15 protein-coding genes are annotated in these 18,934 nt (G+C 40.9%); all 15 read right to left on the reverse strand.

Features of this window, described 5'->3' with window-relative positions:
- Window positions 1–80 precede the first annotated feature (80 nt).
- Window positions 81–878, reverse strand: coding sequence for a methyltetrahydrofolate cobalamin methyltransferase (locus HGJ98_RS11430; protein ID WP_291351480.1), 798 nt, complete (start codon window positions 876–878; stop codon window positions 81–83).
- Window positions 879–916: 38 nt separating this feature from the next.
- Window positions 917–1,924 carry a proline racemase family protein gene (locus tag HGJ98_RS11435; protein WP_291351482.1) on the reverse strand — a complete coding sequence of 336 codons (1,008 nt, stop codon included), beginning with the start codon at window positions 1,922–1,924 and terminating at the stop codon, window positions 917–919.
- A 341-nt stretch (window positions 1,925–2,265) separates the two neighbouring features.
- Window positions 2,266–2,892: a B12-binding domain-containing protein gene (locus tag HGJ98_RS11440; RefSeq protein ID WP_291351484.1), complete on the reverse strand. Its 627-nt coding sequence runs from the start codon at window positions 2,890–2,892 to the stop codon at window positions 2,266–2,268.
- Window positions 2,893–2,968: 76 nt separating this feature from the next.
- Window positions 2,969–3,862, reverse strand: coding sequence for a sugar phosphate isomerase/epimerase (locus tag HGJ98_RS11445; protein WP_291351486.1), 894 nt, complete (start codon window positions 3,860–3,862; stop codon window positions 2,969–2,971).
- Between the two features lie 33 nt (window positions 3,863–3,895).
- A complete protein-coding gene (locus tag HGJ98_RS11450) occupies window positions 3,896–5,329 on the reverse strand; it encodes a trimethylamine methyltransferase family protein (RefSeq protein ID WP_291351488.1) in 1,434 nt (477 codons plus the stop codon).
- A 195-nt stretch (window positions 5,330–5,524) separates the two neighbouring features.
- Window positions 5,525–6,232: an ABC transporter ATP-binding protein gene (locus HGJ98_RS11455; RefSeq protein ID WP_291351490.1), complete on the reverse strand. Its 708-nt coding sequence runs from the start codon at window positions 6,230–6,232 to the stop codon at window positions 5,525–5,527.
- Between the two features lie 35 nt (window positions 6,233–6,267).
- The gene (locus HGJ98_RS11460) at window positions 6,268–6,942 is read right to left on the reverse strand and encodes an ABC transporter ATP-binding protein (RefSeq protein ID WP_291351492.1); all 675 of its coding nucleotides are present in this window, start codon (window positions 6,940–6,942) and stop codon (window positions 6,268–6,270) included.
- A gap of 124 nt (window positions 6,943–7,066) precedes the next feature.
- Entirely contained in the window at window positions 7,067–8,347 is a 1,281-nt protein-coding gene (locus tag HGJ98_RS11465) for an ABC transporter substrate-binding protein (protein WP_291351494.1), read from the reverse strand.
- A 120-nt stretch (window positions 8,348–8,467) separates the two neighbouring features.
- Window positions 8,468–9,490 (reverse strand): branched-chain amino acid ABC transporter permease, encoded by a 1,023-nt coding sequence (locus HGJ98_RS11470; RefSeq protein ID WP_291351496.1) that lies wholly within the window; start codon window positions 9,488–9,490, stop codon window positions 8,468–8,470.
- A 12-nt stretch (window positions 9,491–9,502) separates the two neighbouring features.
- Window positions 9,503–10,387 (reverse strand): branched-chain amino acid ABC transporter permease, encoded by an 885-nt coding sequence (locus HGJ98_RS11475; protein ID WP_291351498.1) that lies wholly within the window; start codon window positions 10,385–10,387, stop codon window positions 9,503–9,505.
- Window positions 10,388–10,476: 89 nt separating this feature from the next.
- Window positions 10,477–11,790, reverse strand: coding sequence for a trimethylamine methyltransferase family protein (locus HGJ98_RS11480; protein WP_291351500.1), 1,314 nt, complete (start codon window positions 11,788–11,790; stop codon window positions 10,477–10,479).
- 334 nt (window positions 11,791–12,124) lie between these two features.
- On the reverse strand, window positions 12,125–12,694 hold the full coding sequence (locus HGJ98_RS11485) for a cupin domain-containing protein (RefSeq protein WP_291351502.1): 570 nt from the start codon (window positions 12,692–12,694) through the stop codon (window positions 12,125–12,127).
- A gap of 30 nt (window positions 12,695–12,724) precedes the next feature.
- Window positions 12,725–14,137, reverse strand: a complete 1,413-nt coding sequence (locus tag HGJ98_RS11490) for a trimethylamine methyltransferase family protein (protein WP_291351504.1) — start codon at window positions 14,135–14,137, stop codon at window positions 12,725–12,727.
- Window positions 14,138–14,566: 429 nt separating this feature from the next.
- Window positions 14,567–15,097, reverse strand: a complete 531-nt coding sequence (locus HGJ98_RS11495; protein ID WP_291351506.1) for a cupin domain-containing protein — start codon at window positions 15,095–15,097, stop codon at window positions 14,567–14,569.
- A gap of 113 nt (window positions 15,098–15,210) precedes the next feature.
- Window positions 15,211–18,934 (reverse strand): DNA polymerase III subunit alpha (gene polC / locus HGJ98_RS11500; RefSeq protein ID WP_291351508.1); only part of this gene is annotated, 3,724 nt, incomplete at its 5' end.

The following is an 18,934-nucleotide window of genomic DNA, read 5'->3' on the forward strand; positions in this document are numbered from 1 at the left end:
AGAGTTTTTTCTTAACAGTCATTTAATCACTCCTCGTAATTAGGCTTATCCAATGGACTGCTCGTTTCAGACTTTTTTCTCTACTCGTACAATCCGTTCCGATGTGCCTTAAGATACCCCATGCAGAAAGGATCCTGTCCTATTAAAGCCTGCGAGGCATGGACAAATCCCATCATTGCTTTGTCTAAGGGATCCATTATATAGGCGTCCATGCCGTAAGCCATTGTCTGAATCATAAAAGCATGATTGAGAACCTTCCGGTTAGGCAATCCATAAGAAATATTACTTAACCCACAGGCAGCATGAACCCGGGGATATTCTTGACGTATGAATCGGACAGTTTCCAGAACATCGAGACCAAACTTATCTCCTGTACTAATCGGCGTGATCAAGGGATCCAAATATATGTCATCTTCAGGAACCCCGGCATCAGTAAGATCCTTGACTAAATGACGTACTATTGTTATACGCTCCTCGGCTGATCCGGGAATACCATTATCATCCATACATAAAGCCACGACTTTAGCTTTATATTTTAAGACCATAGGTAATACTTGAACAAACCGATCCTTTTCCGCACTAATTGAATTAACCATTGGTTGACCGTTCTTTGCCGCCGCCAGTCCAGCCTCAATGGCTTCAGCCCTCGGCGTGTCAATGCAAAGGGGTGCGGAGACCGCTTCCTGGATAGTGTTAACAAGCCATTCCATTGTCTCTACCTCGTTATACACCATTGTCCCGCAATTGACATCCACATAATCTGCCCCTGCTTCAACTTGCTTTTTAGCTAAAGTTTGTATAAAGGCAGCATCTCTTTGCTCAACAGCCGGTTTAACAGCTTTCCGACTTGTGTTAATTAGTTCGCCAATGATTAACATGCCTTGTCCTCCTTTTTTTGGTATTCATGAAATAAACATTAACCAAGTTCAAACCCTTCTGCCAGAGGATCATCCGGGTCCATCATAAACGTACTCATGCCGGTAAGAAAGGCGCGGCCGCTAATCTCCGGCACGATCGCCGGTATGCCGCCAATTTCCGTCTCCTCGATAATCCGGCAGGTGAATATGCTTCCGATCAGGCTCTCATGAACAAACGTTTCATTTAGCTTCAATTCACCTTTGGCATGCAACAGCGCCATCTTTGCCGAGGTACCGGTACCGCAGGGAGATCTATCGATGGCAGCGGAAGTTATGATGACTGCGTTCCGGGCAGAAACACCAGGCGTATCGGAAGGAGCGGAAAACTCGATATGCGTTACCTTATCCACAAAGGAGAGCAAGGGATGACGGACCTGAATCTGCTCATTGATGTACTTCCTCAGCAAAACGCCCTTTGCCACAATCTCTCTGGACCGTTCCGGCACCAACTCCAACCCTACAGAGGCAGCAGATAGAATTGCATACATATTTCCACCATAGGCCACGTCAAATGCAACACGGCCGAATTCAGGCGTATCGACGCTGTAGTCACAACCAATTACAAGCGCAGGCGCATTCACAAACGTAACGTTCTTGGCTCTTTGATCCTGTACTTCTACACTTACCTTAACAACCCCGCTGGGTGTATCCAAAACAATCTCTGTAAAGGGTTCTTTTACTTCCACCATACCAGTTTCCACCAAAGCCGTAGCAACACCGATGGTGTCATGTCCGCACATGGGGAGCCAGCCGCCAGTTTCATAATAAATCACACCGATATCCGTACCGGGAGTACAGGGTGGCGTTAAAAAAGCGCCGGACATTACTTCATTACCGCGAGGTTCGAGACACAATACTTTACGCATCCAGTCATTATTCGTCTGCATATAAATGAATTTTTCTTGCATCGTTGAACCAGGAATCACCGGCACACCACCAACGACGGTTCTGGTAGGTTCCCCACCGGTATGCGTATCGATTGTTTGAAACGTTCTACAAATTCTCATTTTACCTGCCCATTAAGCAATAGGCCCTCCTTCCTGTTGAATATACAAAATTTTCTGTTATTTATATTTAATATACAATAGTTTACTTCTACCTACTTTAATAATTGACAGTGATGTATCCGGCCTAGGATATTTACTATACTGTGGTATTAAATAGCTAAACCAAAACCAAATGCAGCGGTTCCTGCTACTGCAACATGACCTGTTTCCCTTGAAGAGAAGATCTGTTTAAAAAAATAGTAGATTGCTCAGTTCCGAACCGGTATGTGTACAATGACGCATACTGTTGCCGATGTACTGGTCACTGTACCCATACCATTCGGTGAGCAATCTTTTAGTCACTAGCCAATTAGCTTTAGGCAAAGATCTACTGAAGAAGCAGCGTCGGGAGCATATCCGTCTGCCCCTATTTCATCAGCAAACTCCTGGGAGATTGGAGCTCCACCAATGATATATTTTACGTTTAAGCCTTCTTCTTTTATTAATTCAATGGTGTCTTTCATCTGAAGCATGGTCGTGGTGAGAAGAGCAGACATAGCAACGATATCCGGTTTATGTTCTTTAATGGCTGCCACAAATTTTTCGGGGGGAATGTCAACTCCTAAATTGATAACATTAAATCCTCCGCTTTCCATCATCATACCAACCAAATTTTTACCGATGTCATGAAGGTCACCTTTTACAGTTCCGATAAGGACTTTTCCTTTGCTGGGCATATCGGTGTCGGCAATCAACGGTTTTACGATTTCAATCCCAGCCGCCATGGATCTAGCACACATTAGTACTTCCGGAACGAACATGTCTCCATTTTTGAAACGAACACCGACTACATTCATCCCTGCAATTAATCCCTGATTGATGATTTCGATGGGGCTTACCCCTGCGTCTACCATTGCTTTAGTTTGTTCTTTGACCTGATCTACTCTTCCGGAAATAACACTTTGGTTTAATGGTTCAAAATTTGTCATAATTATTACTACCTCCTATACTTACTAAAAATCTATCTATTGGGGAGTTTGTGCTTGATCTAATAAAACTAATTAACTATTTGCCGATACCGAGAACTTCCCGAGCATATTTTATACTTTTAAGGCATGCCTCAAGTTGTTTCTGCTGAGCGACTTCGAGAGAGTCACCTTCCATATCCCATTCGATTTCAAACGTAATTCGGTCAGTTGGCGATACTTCTTTAATTGTGTTATATACCTTAATACAATCAATGTCGCCATCTCCCAAAGCTACCCCATGGAATCGAATTCCAAACTCATCCCTGTCAAGTTTATGGTCACAAAAATGGTTGACAAAAGCATACGGTGCGAGTTTTTCAACCGCGCTCATCGGGTCTTCAAGAACACACATGGAATTAACCGTATCCACACAGGCACCAACCAACGGATGATTGATTTGTTTAATTAGCCAAATAACCTCATCTGCAAAAGTATCGGTGTGGTTCTCTATAGCAAGTTTAATTCCCGTTTTTTCAAGCAAAGGCAATGCAGCCTTAATCTCTTCATAAATATCTACCAGTTGTTTCATTACTTGTGGATGAAAGCAGCTGCCATATAGAGGCCGAGGACGGCGAACATCTAAACTAACCTTTGCAATATCAGCCCCCAGGGCTTCAGCAATTTTTATACCTACCTCTATGCTGTCATTAATCCTGGAATCAAATGGGGAATCCAAGGAAAAATTGTATTCTACATATAAGTTATGTTGCTTAAAAGCATCCCTGACTTCTTTAAGACGCTGCTCATCCTTTGTTTCCAGATCACAACCAGTAATATGCAGTCCATCTAAACCCCACTTAACCGCATTATCTATAAGCTGCATTAATGTCATCGCTTTTGGGCGGTACTCATTAAAATTTGCATAATTTTCCCCTAATCCCCAAAGATGAAGCGTATAGGTATGCAAACCAAGCTTCATTGTTTTTGACATGGTCTTCCCCGCCTTCAAAGAATATTCTATCCCTTACCCCAACCATTTCTTTTCTAATTCCAAGAGATCTTTCAGCTTATCCGAGGGTAGGGGTGGAACTTCATGATTTTCAATTACATAGCGTGCTTTAGTATTTAACCTTTCCGTTAATGAAGGCATTGTTTGTCCTTTTTGTAAAACTGAACGGTCAAACAAGGATGGTACCCAGAAATCCCGGAAATGCTTATAAGTATGCTCATGAGAAATATAACTTCCGCCGTTTCCGATCTCATCAACCACATCAAGAGCTAATGTTTCATCAGTTACGGGAATTCCGCCTAAAATTCTTCTTACCATTCCTTGGATTTCATCAGCCAAGAGGAGAACTTCCGGGCAGGTCACCGTTGCCTGATCCATTAAACCAGTGTCATGAACTAGGTTAGCACCGCTTAGCCCTGACATAAGACTGGAGATAGCAATTTCCGCAGCACACTGTTGATCCACAGTTTTGGCGTCAACGGTAGCGGCAGTACCCCAAATAGGAATTTTTAAGTAATGAAGAATATCTGTAAGTCCGGCAACACTTAGGCTCATTTCGGGAGCACCATAAGAAAATCTGGTAGTCTTCATATCCATAATTGAAGCAACTCCACCGGTAATAAAGGGAGCACCAGGTTTAGTCAGCTGATGAACAACCATTCCAGTAAAGGCTTCCGCTAAATTCTGTGCCAGCATTCCAGCTAAAGTAGCAGGGGCAGTAGCTCCGGCCATTGGCATGGGATAATAGACCAATGGAATTCCTTTTTCCGCACAGATCTTAATCTCTTTCATGGTGTTGCCGTCATGGCTGAGGGGGCTGATCGGCTCCTGGATATGGAAAATATATGGATTCATCCTCAATTCATCATATCCCCCAGCCACAATTGCCGCCATATCGATAATATCCAGGAGAGAATCGGCATTGGTACAACTGAAACCGATAGGTTTTCTCATATACAGCATCATCTGACGGATAATAACCCGGTCAGCCACATCTCTGGGTACATCAGCACTAAAGCAAGCGTTTAAGACAAACTCAATATTCTTGCTATAATCAATTACTGTAGCCATATCCTTACCATCTTTACTGGTAAAAGGACGTCTTTCTCCAGTATAAGGATCAAGATAATCAGGGTTGTCTGGGTTGCAGCCAAAGTAAACATTGTTATCTTCTAAGAATAATTTTCTTTCCCCATCTCGATTACAAAGAACCACCCGAGGCGGTACGGTTTTCAGAGCACGTTCGACAAGATAGGCAGGAATCCGCACTTTGTTTCCCGGTCCCACAAGGGCGCCCTGATCGGCAAGGAACTGGAGTGTTTCTTGGCAGTCAATTTTCATGCCTGTTCTTTCTAAAATTTCGAGTGCCGCAAAATAAATTGATTTGATCTGATCGTCAGACAATACCCGCATTTGGGGTGTAATAAAGTGAGCATTATTTGATCTCATTTTGACCTCTCCTTCAAGCATTTTTTCTGATTATAAATTTATTTTTCTATATAGAAAATATTCGTCATGAATTAAGTTTTTTCCTGCTAAATAATAAGTAAATTTCAAATTTTTTTAACATTAGTAATTCAATCTTCTAATAGCGTTTTTTCGATTATTAATAGACATTCGAGTAACAATAATTAATACAGTTGGCTAGGCTATTCCCATATAAGTTTTCTTGATATGGTCATTTTCTCTTAACTCTTGACTGCTGCCTTCTTCTACAATACTACCCTGTTCAAGAACATAGCCGCTATCGACAATTTTCAATGTTGTATTAACATTTTGTTCTACAAGTAATACAGTAACTCCTATAGTAGTTAATTCCTTTAAGGTTTTAAAAACATCCAGCACCAATTTTGGGGCAAGACCCAGTGAAGGTTCATCAACCAGCATCAATTTTGGCTCAAGCATTAACCCCCTGGCAATGGCAAGCATTTTTCTTTCTCCTCCACTCATACTGCCGGCAAACTGCTTTTTGCGCTCTGCCAACCTGGGAAACAGCTCAAAAACTTTCTCAAGTGAATTCTTTACCTTTTGCTTGTCCTTAATGGTATACGCCCCCATCAGGAGATTCTCCATAACAGTCATTCCGGAAAAGAGACACCCATCATCCGTTACATAGCTGATTCCTAACCTTGTAATCTGCTGCACCGGGAGTCCGCTAATCTTTTTACCCATAAACCATATTTCCCCTTGGGAAGGTGTGACAATCCCTGAAATAGTACGTAAAGCTGTTGTTTTCCCGACTCCGTTTGGCCCTAATAAAGCTACAAACTTTCCTTCATTAACTTCGAGGGAAACATTCCACAATACCCCCAGCTTTCCATAACCAGCATTAATATTGCAAAGTTTCAGCACATTATCCCCTCCGAACTACCGTATTGATAATTGTATTAATGAACATTTTCTTCTCCTAAATAGGCTTTCATTACCTCAGGATTATTTAAAATTTCTTCTACAGCGCCTTCTGCGATTTTGGCTCCAAAATTCAACACCGCTATTCGGTCACATACGCCCATAATGAACTTCATTACATGTTCTATGCAAATAATAGTAACTCCACTATCTCTAATTCTTCTTATCAAATCAATAAAATCCGGTAGTTCAGACGGAGTTAATCCTGCTGCCACCTCGTCAAGGAGGAGTAGTTCTGAGTTAGTAGCCAAAGCACGAGCGAGTTCTAAACGTTTCAGTTGCATGGTATTTAAATTATCTGCAAGGACATCTTTTGCTGCATTAAAACCAACAAAATCCATTAATTCTTTTGCATGTTTTTCTGGATTTTTATGTTGCTTACCCCCATAGACTACAGCCACTTTAACATTATCCAAGGCACTTAACTTGGGAAAGGATCTTACAATTTGAAAAGTCCTGGCGATCCCTTTATGACAGAGCTGAGTAGGCGACAATCCGGTAATTTCTTGTTCCTTAAAAGTAATTTTGCCTTTTTCAGGCTTGTAAAAGCCGGAAATACAGTTCAAGAAAGTAGTCTTACCCGCTCCGTTAGGGCCGATTAAACCAAATATTTCTCCCTTATTGACTGTAATTGATACATCCTTTACTGCCACTAAGCCGCCAAACCTTTTTTCGACTCCCTCGGTTTTTAACAGCACAGATTTCACCTGCTTTCCGAATAGATCAACTAATGTTTGCCGGTGCCCGCAATAGCAGCGGGCACCAGAATATTCAATGTTATTTCGCGTAATCCGGGATCTTCAAATCTCCCACTTTTTGAGCATCTGGCCAAACCACGGTTGCTTTGCCCTCAAAATATTGAACTACAGGAAAAATGTAGTTCTTTTCACCTACAACAGGATCAGGAGCAGACGTTTTATCAAATTTGTACTCGGGAATCACAACACCATCTGTAAAGGTAATTTGTCCGGTCATAAGTTTCTCCTGGGAAAATTTAAAGAGTGTTTCTTTGTCCAATTTGCCGTGTTCTTTCAACGTTTCATTGGCGCACTTAATGAAGAACCGGGTGTAATCATATACCTGTCCACCGGCAGCAGGAGATGGATCATAACCATATTTTGCTTTAAAATCAGCAGCAAATTTTAATGCTTTGTCCGTTGTAAAAACAGGTCGATTGTCTAGAATATAATCAGAAGCATTACCTGTTAAAGAATAAAAACCAGCGGTTTCACCTAAAGCGTCACTAATCATCAGGGCCTTTAAGTTTTGTTCTCTGGACTGCTTAATGAATGCCGCAATGGAAGGAGGCGAGGAAATTGTTCCAGCTACCAGGGAGACATCAAGACTCTTCATTTTTGCTATTAAAGGATACATATCAGTTTCGCCTAATTTTGTATACTCTTCATTGACTACTTGCCAACCGGCATCAGTAAACCTTTTTTTCATACTTGCCCCGTAGCTTCTACCCCAGTCAGTATCATCACCGTATATAGCCAACTTTTTGTTACGAGGACTCCATTGACCTTTCTCAATGGCTTGGCTGACAACATCAACATAGGCCTGGGTCATTTTGTCCGGCATAGCCCAACCTTTATTAATCCAGTAATGATATTTAGGATCTGAGGCCCATTTTTCATTGATCGTTCCAGCGGCACCCATGCCGAAATAGTGAGGAATTTGATATTTGGCTACGGTCTCCATTAAGGCTACCGCCACAGAGCTGTTCCAATTCAGGATACCTACGTCAATTTTGTCCCTGACCACAGCCTGTTCATAAGCCGAAGTCCCTTTTTGAGGATCTGCTCCGTCATCAATCCAAACCAACTTCACATTGTAGTCACCGATTTTGTTTCCGACTTCATCAAAAGCCATGGTGACCGTATCCTTAAATTCTTGTCCTGCTTTGGCACTGGGACCAGTCAGCGGTAAATCCACACCAACAGTTAATACCTTGGAGTCACCATCCGATGATGATTTTTGTCCGCAGCCTGAAGCAAATAAAGTTACAACAAGCAGCATAACCAAAAATATCGACCCTAGTTTAGTAAACTTTTTCATATATGTTCCTCCCTTTTTTTCACTTACTTGATATATACCTTGCCAACCACTCTCCTACCTTTTCCTTACTCCCCTTAGTCACCTCACTTTGCCCATTTTTTTATTATCCCTAATGTTTAATTAGGCAAATGGATTACTCTCAGGTCCGGTTAGTTTTCTTTTTTTCTCATTGAAAATACCAACTATATAGTTATAAAAGTGAGCTATCCCACCAGGATAAAAAATCATTACCAATATTAATAACAGCCCGTAAATAACATACTTAAACTCCATTAAAAAGTTCAGGTACTCAAAGACGGGAACAACCAAAAATGCCGCTAATAATGGTCCCCATATACTTCTTCTTCCGCCAATATACGCAATAACCAGCACTTCCACCGTGTGCTTAGTGGACATAATATCCGGAGTCAGAATACCCATAAAGTGTGCGTAGAATCCTCCGCATAATCCTGCCACAAAGCAGGATATGGTAAAGTTAATTACTTTGTATTTCATGGGATCCACACCGCAAGTTCGAGCAGCCTCTGCATCCTGCCCCAATGCACTAAAGGCCAGTCCTAAATTTGAGTTTGTTACCCGTCTTAATACAATATAAGTTACAATACATATTACAAAGATTACATAAAAGTAAGGTTTTGACCAACCAGTATTAAAGTACAAATCAACGTTCAAACCCAGAGCTCCCCTAGTTAAACCCGTCAGAGAAGTGGTAAGTGCCATAAGGATTAAGCCGATAAACCACGCTAGAATTGCGGCAAACATTCCATCCATCTTGAGAGTAAGAACTCCAATTAGTAACCCGAATATAGCCGCCATAAAAGCACCTGCAAGGGTTCCTATCCATGGGGAAATTCCCAAATTCGTCAAGAGCAGAGCAGAAGTATATGCACCTAACCCCATCAATCCGGCATATCCCCAGTTAGCTACATCAATATAACCGGCTGACAAATCAAAACCCATTGCCAACGTCCCAAACAATAAACTAATCACCAGCAAACGAAGGATGTATTCATCTCCAATTAGATATGGAGCAAATCCCAACAAAACAAACAGTCCTATTGCCACAGGTGAAAGTCCAAAGTTTCCTAAATTATGCTTTAAATTTTTAACAAACCCTGTTTCCAACGATTTTTCGCTTATCATATCCATCACCTCCTATACCTTCATTTTTTTCCCGAATAAGCCGGTAGGTTTAACCAGTAGCACCAAAATAATAATTGATAGACTAACCACGTCCTGCCACATGGCTCCTAAACTAAATGATGATACTGCTTCAATTACCCCTACAAGAAACCCACCGATAATGGTGGCTTGAATATTACCTAAGCCAACCAGAATCACCACAAACCAGGATTTATACAGAGGCTGCAAACCCATTGTTGGATAGGCAGGAATTATCGATAGCAGAGCAGCTCCGGCTATGGCGGCCAGCATACTGCTTAAAGCAAATGTTAATGTATGGATTTTATTCAGTTCTATCCCCATGAGCATAGCGCCTGTCTCATGCTCGGAAACTGCTCTAATTGCATTACCTGTCCTTGTTTTCTTCAAAAATAACCAGAAGATTGCTACAGATGCCATTGCAATTAAGAAGCCTACAATTCGGTCGGTTGAAACACTTAGTCCTGCGAAATTAATTGACCCGCCCCAGTATTGAGGGACACCTTTAAAATCTGTTCCTACCAAAGCTTGAGCTAAATTTTGTAAAATAAACGAAAGACCTGCTGTAACCAAAAAACTATTCATGATCCAATCTCCCCGAGACCTTTTCCTTAATGGATAAAAGGTAACTTTCTCCATTAAGGCACCACACACGAATCCCCCGATTCCTGCTAACACTATAGCGATAGCAGGCGGAAAGCCCCCTAAGGTACAGGCAAAATAAGAAAAATAAGCACCTAGCATATAAAATTCGCCGTGGGCAAAATTAGGAATTCTCATAACCCCAAATACCAGGGAAAGACCCATGGCCATGAGAACGTACATTCCCCCTCTTAAAATACCACCTACTAATAAGTCCGAGATTACAGTACTATCCATGTCATCACTCCTTATTGCTTTATTTAAAACATTGCGACTTATTGAAAAAAGCAGACTTTGTTGATATAACCCAATAACTCTTGTTTACTTCAAAAAATCGCTGTTCCAATCTCTTTAGACGCCAAGTACTCCTTGAGCTGGGTAAAGACTTTTTGAGATAGCTCGGGCTGACAATATTGAGCTAACATCTCTTCCTTTTTTTTATCAATATTATTAAGTAACTCTTGGTAAGGATTGGCACCTATAGGGTGGAACCCTTTCCTACTAATAAAAGGTGTATATATTTCATCCGTATTCACCCCTTGCAGAAACCGATTTACCATTCCTAAGATTTCTATATCAACTATAAATTTTTCATAGGACATTGCACCATGACTATCTAAAGTCCCTGCACTGTGAATAATCAAATTAGTCTTCTCTTGGCATGCCACCAAAATATCCATCATACTTTCGTATCCGCTTTGTACTGATAGGCTTTTGGCATCGTTTTCTGTCCCTCCGCCACGACATGGTATTCCATACTCTTTTGCTAATCGTGCTCCGTAGGCAACGCACAAAGCTCTTTCAGGTGAACCGTCTGCAATTCCACCAGTTCTCATATCAGCTGCAGTGGATTGCATGCCATACATAACAGGAGTCCCTTCCCTAACCATTTGAGCTAAAGTTATACCAGCCAGGATTTCTGCATTTGATAAGGCAATTGTTCCTGCAAGAGTTATCGGTCCAGTAGTTCCTGCCATAACTGCCGGCGAAATAATCACTGGCTGACCGTATTCAGCAAACAGCAAGAGCGTGTCTAAAGTATTTTTATCAAACTGTAATGGGCTTGTACTATTTAAGATTGCCATGATCCTGGGCGTACTAATTAGACTTTCTTTTCCAAAAACAATATCCAACATATCCAATACTGTATTGACCTCTTCCGCCCCGCCTGCCCCTCCCATAAGGCATTTATCAGAATAAGCTAACGCAGCAAACAGCATATTAGGATAACTCTGCCTTGGGCTGATATCGCTTGGTTGGACAAGGATTCCTCCATTAATACTAAAGAAAGGACATTGTTGAATCAGCTTTAAAAAAATTAAATAATCTTCAAACTTTGCCTTTCTTCTAATACCCTTTTGATCAATAATAGTAGGAGCTCCATAGCCAGCTGCAAATTCTGTTTTTTCACCCCCAAGCAAAATATTGTATTTAGGATTTCTGGCATAAACAGAAAAAGCTGAAGGTGCTTTCTTTATCCATTCCTGTACTTGACTGGGAGAAAAAAAAGCAGTTTGTCCATTCACTTTGACCCCCTTTTTTTGAGCAATGCTCAAAATTTTAGGGTGAAAAATCTTTACTCCGGTCGTTTCCAGTATCTGAAGTGATGTCTCATGAATTTTTTCAAGTTTTTGATTCAAAGATAACCACCTCCTTCTAAAAATCTTCAGTACATTAATTCACTATGATTTAACCTCCCGAGATTTTCGCCAACCCACAATAGCAAGTTTTGAAATTCATAAACCTTTAGAAAGTTCTTAAAATCGGTCTTTTTCGCCAAACTTCTATTTAACAATTTTCTATATATATAATATTCTTTACAATTGTAAAAATTCCTGCAATTAAAAAAAATTTTGTCTAAAAAGGCTAGAAGCTGAAAATATGACTCTAACACAGTTACAGACAAAATCTACACAAATCAATCTCTTTAGGAGGTTCATGTTTTTGTAATTTTAAATAACCCAATGTTTTTACCTAATTAAATACAAAAAAGCACAAGCACTCACAATTACCGATATTTTTTAAACTATGTTGGACGTGAGCATCTATATAAAGAGTATCTCCCTCTTCCAAAATATAGGATTCCTTTCCGATAGTAACCTTTAACCTACCTTTAATTACAGTCCCAAGTTCCTCTTCCGGATGACCTCTGGAAATTTCCGCTGCACCATGCTGTAATGTCATCCAAAGACCTTTCATTTTTCTAAATCCTTGTGTTCCGAACTCATGCCTAACCCCATCATCTTTTTTCATAGGAAACATTGGAATACGTTCATTTTTCTTTATCACCGGTTGTCTGTCCGTTGTAGCTTGAACCAACTCAACCAAATCAACTTCTATCGCTTTACAAATTTCTAATAGAGCGCTAAATGCCGGACTTGTTAATCCACGCTCGACCTTACTGATAAACGCCACAGATAATCCGGATCTGTCAGCCAAATCTTGCAGAGTCATAGCACGTTGTTTTCTTATAATTTTTATTCTTTCTCCTAAAAGTTTGTCGGTCATAACAATGTCTTCTTGTACATTCTTAATAATGTCCATTTTTATTTCTATCCTTTTCTTCGAATATATTTAATGATCAATTATGTTCGGGTCTACTCCAATATCTATCAAGTACTGTCGAAGTTTTGACTTAATCTCAGCTGGAAGTTGCGGTAGGTCGTAATTTGCTAACATCTTAGACATCTTTTTATTAATATTTTCTTTTAAACATTCATCAGGGTCCTTATCGACAATAGGCCCTCTTAAACTAATATCAGGAATCCAAAGTTCCGTGCGACAATTTTCCATGGTATTTGGGTGTGTAAGGAATTCGCCTCCAGGGCCTACTTGCTTAATTACATCTAAGGCCAAATCTTTAGGTTCTGTTTTTACTCCTTGAACAAAGCGATTTATCATCCCAAGTATTTCTAGATCTACAATATACTTTTCAAATGACATCGCTCCATAACTGTCTAAACCCCCTGCACTGTGTAGAATAAAATTAATTTTTTCCTGTACTGCAGTCAGCATGACCATCATACTCTCGTACCCGGCTTGAACCGAGACTGATTTAGCATCGTTTAGCGTCCCTCCTCCACGGCAGGGAAGACCATAAGACTTTGCTAAACGAGCACCATAGGCAGCAAAAATTGCTGACTCAGGAGAACCAATAGAAAAACTTGCCGTTCTCATATCCGAAGCTGCACTTGCTGAACCATAAATTACTGGAGTTCCTTCACGAACCATTTGAGAAACTACAATACCAGCTAAACTTTCGGCATTTGATAATGCTATACTGCCTGCCAATGTAATCGGGCCTGTGGTACCCGCCATTACAGCTGGAGCAATAATCATGGGTTGACCATACTTAGCATATATAAGTAACGTATCTAGCATCGTCTCGTCAAATTGAAGCGGAGACAAGGGGCTAATTATTGTAACAATTCTCGGTTTATTGATTAAATCTTCATTTCTTCCAAAAACAATTTGGAGTATATCCATAATCATTTCAGATTCCTTAGCGCTTCCTAACCCACCGAACATACATTTATCAGAATGGGTCAAAGCAATCATCAACATGATTGGGTATATTGGACTATATTGTAAGTCTGAGGGTGTAACCATCACTCCACCATTAATATTAAAAAATGGAGTCTGGTGCACAAGCTTTATAAATGTGAAATAATCTTGTAAAACAGCTTTACGCCTTGTTCCCTCAAAATCGGCTATCCAGGGAAATCCGGAATTGCATGAAACATACTCAACCTGATCCCCCCCAATCTCCATATCATACTTAGGATTCCGGGCGTAGATTTTAAAATGTGAAGGCGCCTTACTTATCCAGTTCATAACCTGGTCTGGTTTAAAATAAGCTGTCTCTCCTACGACCCTTATCCCATTACTTTGAAGCAGATCTAATACCTCTGGGTGATGAAACTTTACCCCTACTTCCTCCAGTATTTCCATTGATGCTTGATGAATTGTCCTTAAGTCGTCTTGCAATTAAATACACCTCACCTAATTATTAGTGTTTCCTACTACCTTTTTCGCACAATCACTTTTGTCCCTTATCTTAGCTATCTGAAGTTGTATATGAGCAAAATAGGGGTTTTCTAAAACCATTTGCTAACCAATTAATCAACTAATTTTCAAATTCTTTTTCTATTCATATAATATTGTTTATAATCAGAAAAATCAACCTAAAATTTCATCTTTCCTTTAAGTTTTTTATGGGGGACGTTTTGGAAGAGAACACTTCTGCAATGACAGGCAATTCTACTAATGCTGACTTCAAAATGGCAGGGGTTTCTGGAATTCTCAATCTGACTGTTTATTGTTAATACGATACAACAAAAAAAAGCGCCTAAACTTTTTGTTTAAACACTTTTTAGAGCTAGTTTTATAACAGTACTCATATTTATCCAATTTAAACTAATTGATTGCAAAAAAGCATATGCACTCACAATCACCAATATTTTTTAAACTGTGTTGGACATTCGCATCTATATAAAGAGTATCTCCCTCTTCCAAACTATAGGATTCCTTTCCGATAGTAACCTTCAACCTACCTTTAATTACAATCCCAAGTTCCTCTTCCGAATGACCTCTAGAAATATCCACTGCACCATGCTGTAATGTTATCCAAAGACCCTTCATTTTTCTGAATCCATGTGTTCCAAACTCATGCCTTATCCCACTATCTGTCATAGGATACATTGATATACGTTCATTTTTCCTTATCACAGACCGTCTATCCGTTGAGGCTTGTACCAACTCAACCAATTCAATTTCTATTGCTTTAGAAATCTTTAATAGTGCACTGAATGTTGGACTTGTTAATCCACGCTCAACCTTACTAATGAATCCAATAGATAATCCCGATTTGTCAGCCAAGTCTTGCAGAGTCATATCACGTTGTTTTCTTATTATTTTTATTCTTTCTCCTAAAAACTTGTCACTCATGAAAAACTCCATTTTAAAAAAATTCTTTTTTGTTTTAATTTTATTCTATCTTTCGAATTTATTCAACAGTTTTATAATGAGGATCAGGTTCTTTTCACCTCTTTAATCACTCATTAAATCACATCAAAAAGACTCATCTGATCACTTTCCGGAATTCCCTTAAAACAGCCAAATTTTCGAAGTGAATCGATGGTAGAATTTCCGATCTTGGCCCGTTTCTTGACATCCTCTATGGAGTTGAAAGGCTTTTCTAGGGCCGCGTTAAATATCCCTTCGGCTGCGACGGTACCCATGCCGGATATACTGTTTATGGGCGGCCTTAAGCCCTCCTCCTCAACCAGAAACTTTGTGGCATGAGATTTGTATAAATCAATGGGCAGGAAGTTAATGCCCCTTTCATACATCTCCAAAACCAATTCCAAGTCATCGTACATATCCTTATCCTTTGGGGTGGCAACGTTGCCCAGCGCCTCGATTTCCTTCAGCTTGGCCTTAACCTTTTCTTTGCCGAAGATCATAAATTCAGCGTCAAAGGCCTTTGCTCGAATGGTTAAATAGGCTGCATAATAAGCCTTCGGTATGTGCACCTTAAACCAGGCTATCCGAAAGGCCATCATGACATAGGCTGCAGCATGGGCTTTAGGGAACATGTATTTTATTTTTCGGCAGGAATCAATATACCATTCCGGTACCTTATGCTCCCTCATCAAAGCTTCATATTCTGCCCATTTTTCCGGGTTCGATAAAGCCTTCCCTTTACGAACCAGCTCCATGATCTTAAACGCCGTATTGGGCGGTAGGCCCTTCTTAATTAAATAAGTCATAATATCATCCCTGGTACAAACGGCCTCACTTAAGGTTACGGTTCCCGCATCGATTAAATCCTTGGCATTTCCCAGCCACACATCCGTGCCATGGGAAAGTCCGGATATACAGATTAAATCTGAGAAGGCTTTAGGCCTTGTATCTAAAAGCATTCCTCTGACAAACTTCGTTCCAAACTCAGGAATTCCAAAGGTTCCTACCTTCGAGTTGATCTGCTCCGGGGTTACCCCTAAGGCCTCCGTAGAGGAGAATATTGACATGGTCTCCTGATCATCCATGGGTATCGTTAGAGGGTCCACCCCGGTGATATCCTGAAGCATTCGTATGACCGTCGGGTCGTCATGACCCAGTATATCCAGCTTTAATAAGTTCGAATCAATGGAGTGATAATCAAAATGGGTGGTAATGATATCCGAATTGGGGTCATCGGCAGGATGCTGTACAGGGCAAAATTCAAAGATTTCTCGTCCCTTCGGTACGACGATGATTCCCCCCGGGTGCTGTCCTGAGGTTCTTTTGATCCCGGTGCAGCCTTTAGAGACTCTCAGAGTTTCTGCCTTGCTTACGGTACGGTTTTTTTCCTCATAATACTTTTTAACATAGCCGAAGGCTGTCTTTTCAGCGATAGTACCGATGGTTCCGGCCTTAAAGGTTGTACCCTTGCCAAAAATAACCTCAGTATATTTATGGGCCTTGGCCTGATATTCTCCTGAGAAGTTTAGGTCAATATCCGGCTCTTTATCCCCATTGAAGCCTAAGAAGGTCTCGAAGGGAATATCGATACCATCCTTCGCCAGCTTTTCTCCGCAAACCGGACACTCCTTATCGGGCAGGTCAAAGCCGATTTTAATGCCATAATCGGAGAAATCCGAATATCGGCAGCTGGGACATCGGTAATGAGCCGGCAGGGCATTGACTTCCGTAATACCGGTCATATAGGCAACCACCGAGGAACCAACCGATCCTCGAGAGCCGACCAGATAGCCATCCTCATTGGATTTCCAGACAAGCTTTTGAGCAATGATATACATGACCGAGAAGCCATTTTTGATGATGGAATCCAGCTCTCTATCCAGCCTTTTCAGAACAATTTCCGGCAAGGGGTCTCCATAAAGCGCATGGGCCTTCTCATAAGTAATATCCTTAATAGTCTGCTCGCAGCCTTCAATATGAGGCGGGCATTTCTCTGCTGAAATTGGACTAATGGGCTCACACATATCGGCTATCAGGTTGGTGTTTGTGACCACCACCTCATAGGCCTTGGCCGCTCCTAAATAGGAAAATTCCTCAAGCATCTCCTCAGTGGTTTTTAAATATAAGGGGGCCTGATGATCGGCATCCTTAAAGCCTTGACCAGCTTCTAGTATTCGCCTGTAGATCTCATCTTCTGGATCCAGGAAGTGGACATCACCAGTCGCTACCACAGGCTTGTTTAATTTTTCACCCAGAGCCACAATTTTTCGGTTGATTTCCTTTAAATAGTCTTTATCGGGCACCTGCTCTGTTCTTACTAGATAATCATTGTTTCCGAGAGGCTGGATTTCAAAATAATCGTAAGCCTTGGCAATGGCTTCAATCTCCTCATTGGACTTTCCAAGTAAGATGGCCTGGTAAAGCTCGCCCTCACTGCAGGCACTGCCAAGGATTAACCCTTCTGAGTATTTTTTATAAAGGCTCTTTAAAATCCGTGGTTTTTTATAAAAATAATCTAAGTGAGCAAAGGAAACTAACTTATATAAATTCTTTAAACCTTCATAGTTCTTGGCCAAAATCATGGCATGATAAGTTTTTAGCTTCTTATACTCTACCTTCTTCGCTTCTTCATCGGAGCCATAGAGATCGATGTCCTCAAGGGTTTCTGCTCCCCTTTGCTTAAGCTTTTCAAGCATAACATTAAAAACTTTGACGGTAGTATGCACGTCATCTAAGGCCCTGTGAGCTACCTCAACCTTGAAGCCTAAGTTCTTAGCGATTCTCCCTAATTTATAGGTTTTGTAATCCGGAAAGAGCTCCTTAGCCAAGGACAAGGTATCTAAATAAGTGTAATCCAAGACATAACCTAAGACCTTAGCATTATGCTTTAAAAAACCCATATCAAACTCAGCGTTATGAGCAACTAAAACGCTTCCTTCTATAAACTCCAGCAGTTTAGGAAAGACCTGGTCTATGGTTTCTGCATCTTTTACCATGTCATCGGTTATATTGGTAACCTCTACTACCCTTGCAGGAATCGGCTTTTCCGGATTAACAAAGCAACTAAACTCATCGATGACCTTTCCATCTTTGAGTTTTATGATTCCTATTTCAGTGATTTTCTCGGTTACAGGAGAGAAGCCCGTGGTTTCCAAGTCCAACACACAATAGGTAGTATCAATACTCTGGCCCTTGGCGTTGGTGACCGATGACTTTTTATCCGGTGCCAAATAGGCTTCCACACCATAGATTACTTTCATGTTCGGATTATCTCTTCCTATGAGCTTATGAGCCTCAGGAAAAGACTGAACAACGCCATGATCCGTAATAGCAATGGATTTCATACCCCAGCTCATAGCTCTTTTAATCAGATCAGTGGCACTGGTCATGGCATCCATTTGACTCATTTGGGTATGCATGTGCAGCTCGACACGCTTCTCCTCTGCCCTATCCTGCCGCTGAGCCTTCTTCATGCCTGCTGTTTCTACGATGGTATTGGCAATAAGCTCAATTTCCCCAGAAAACTGGCTGAAGCCTGCATTTCCAGCAAGCTTGACAACCTTTGCCTTTTTCAGCCTGGATAATATCTCACCATCTTCACCGGGCTTGATGAAGGCCTTACAGGTCATAGAACTAGAGCCGTCATATAAATCAAAGGAAATTAAAGTTTTTCCGCTTCTTAATTCCTTAGCTTCGATATTTGATAGTTCACCCTGTATAGCTATCCTGCCCTCATCCGGTGTAATGTCCGTAATTTTTATAACCGTGTCCTTGATAGTCGCATTTCTGCCTAAGATCAAGGAAGGATCACCTTTTTTT

This window comes from Desulfosporosinus sp. (genome assembly GCF_014237355.1).
GTDB lineage: Bacteria > Bacillota > Desulfitobacteriia > Desulfitobacteriales > Desulfitobacteriaceae > Desulfosporosinus.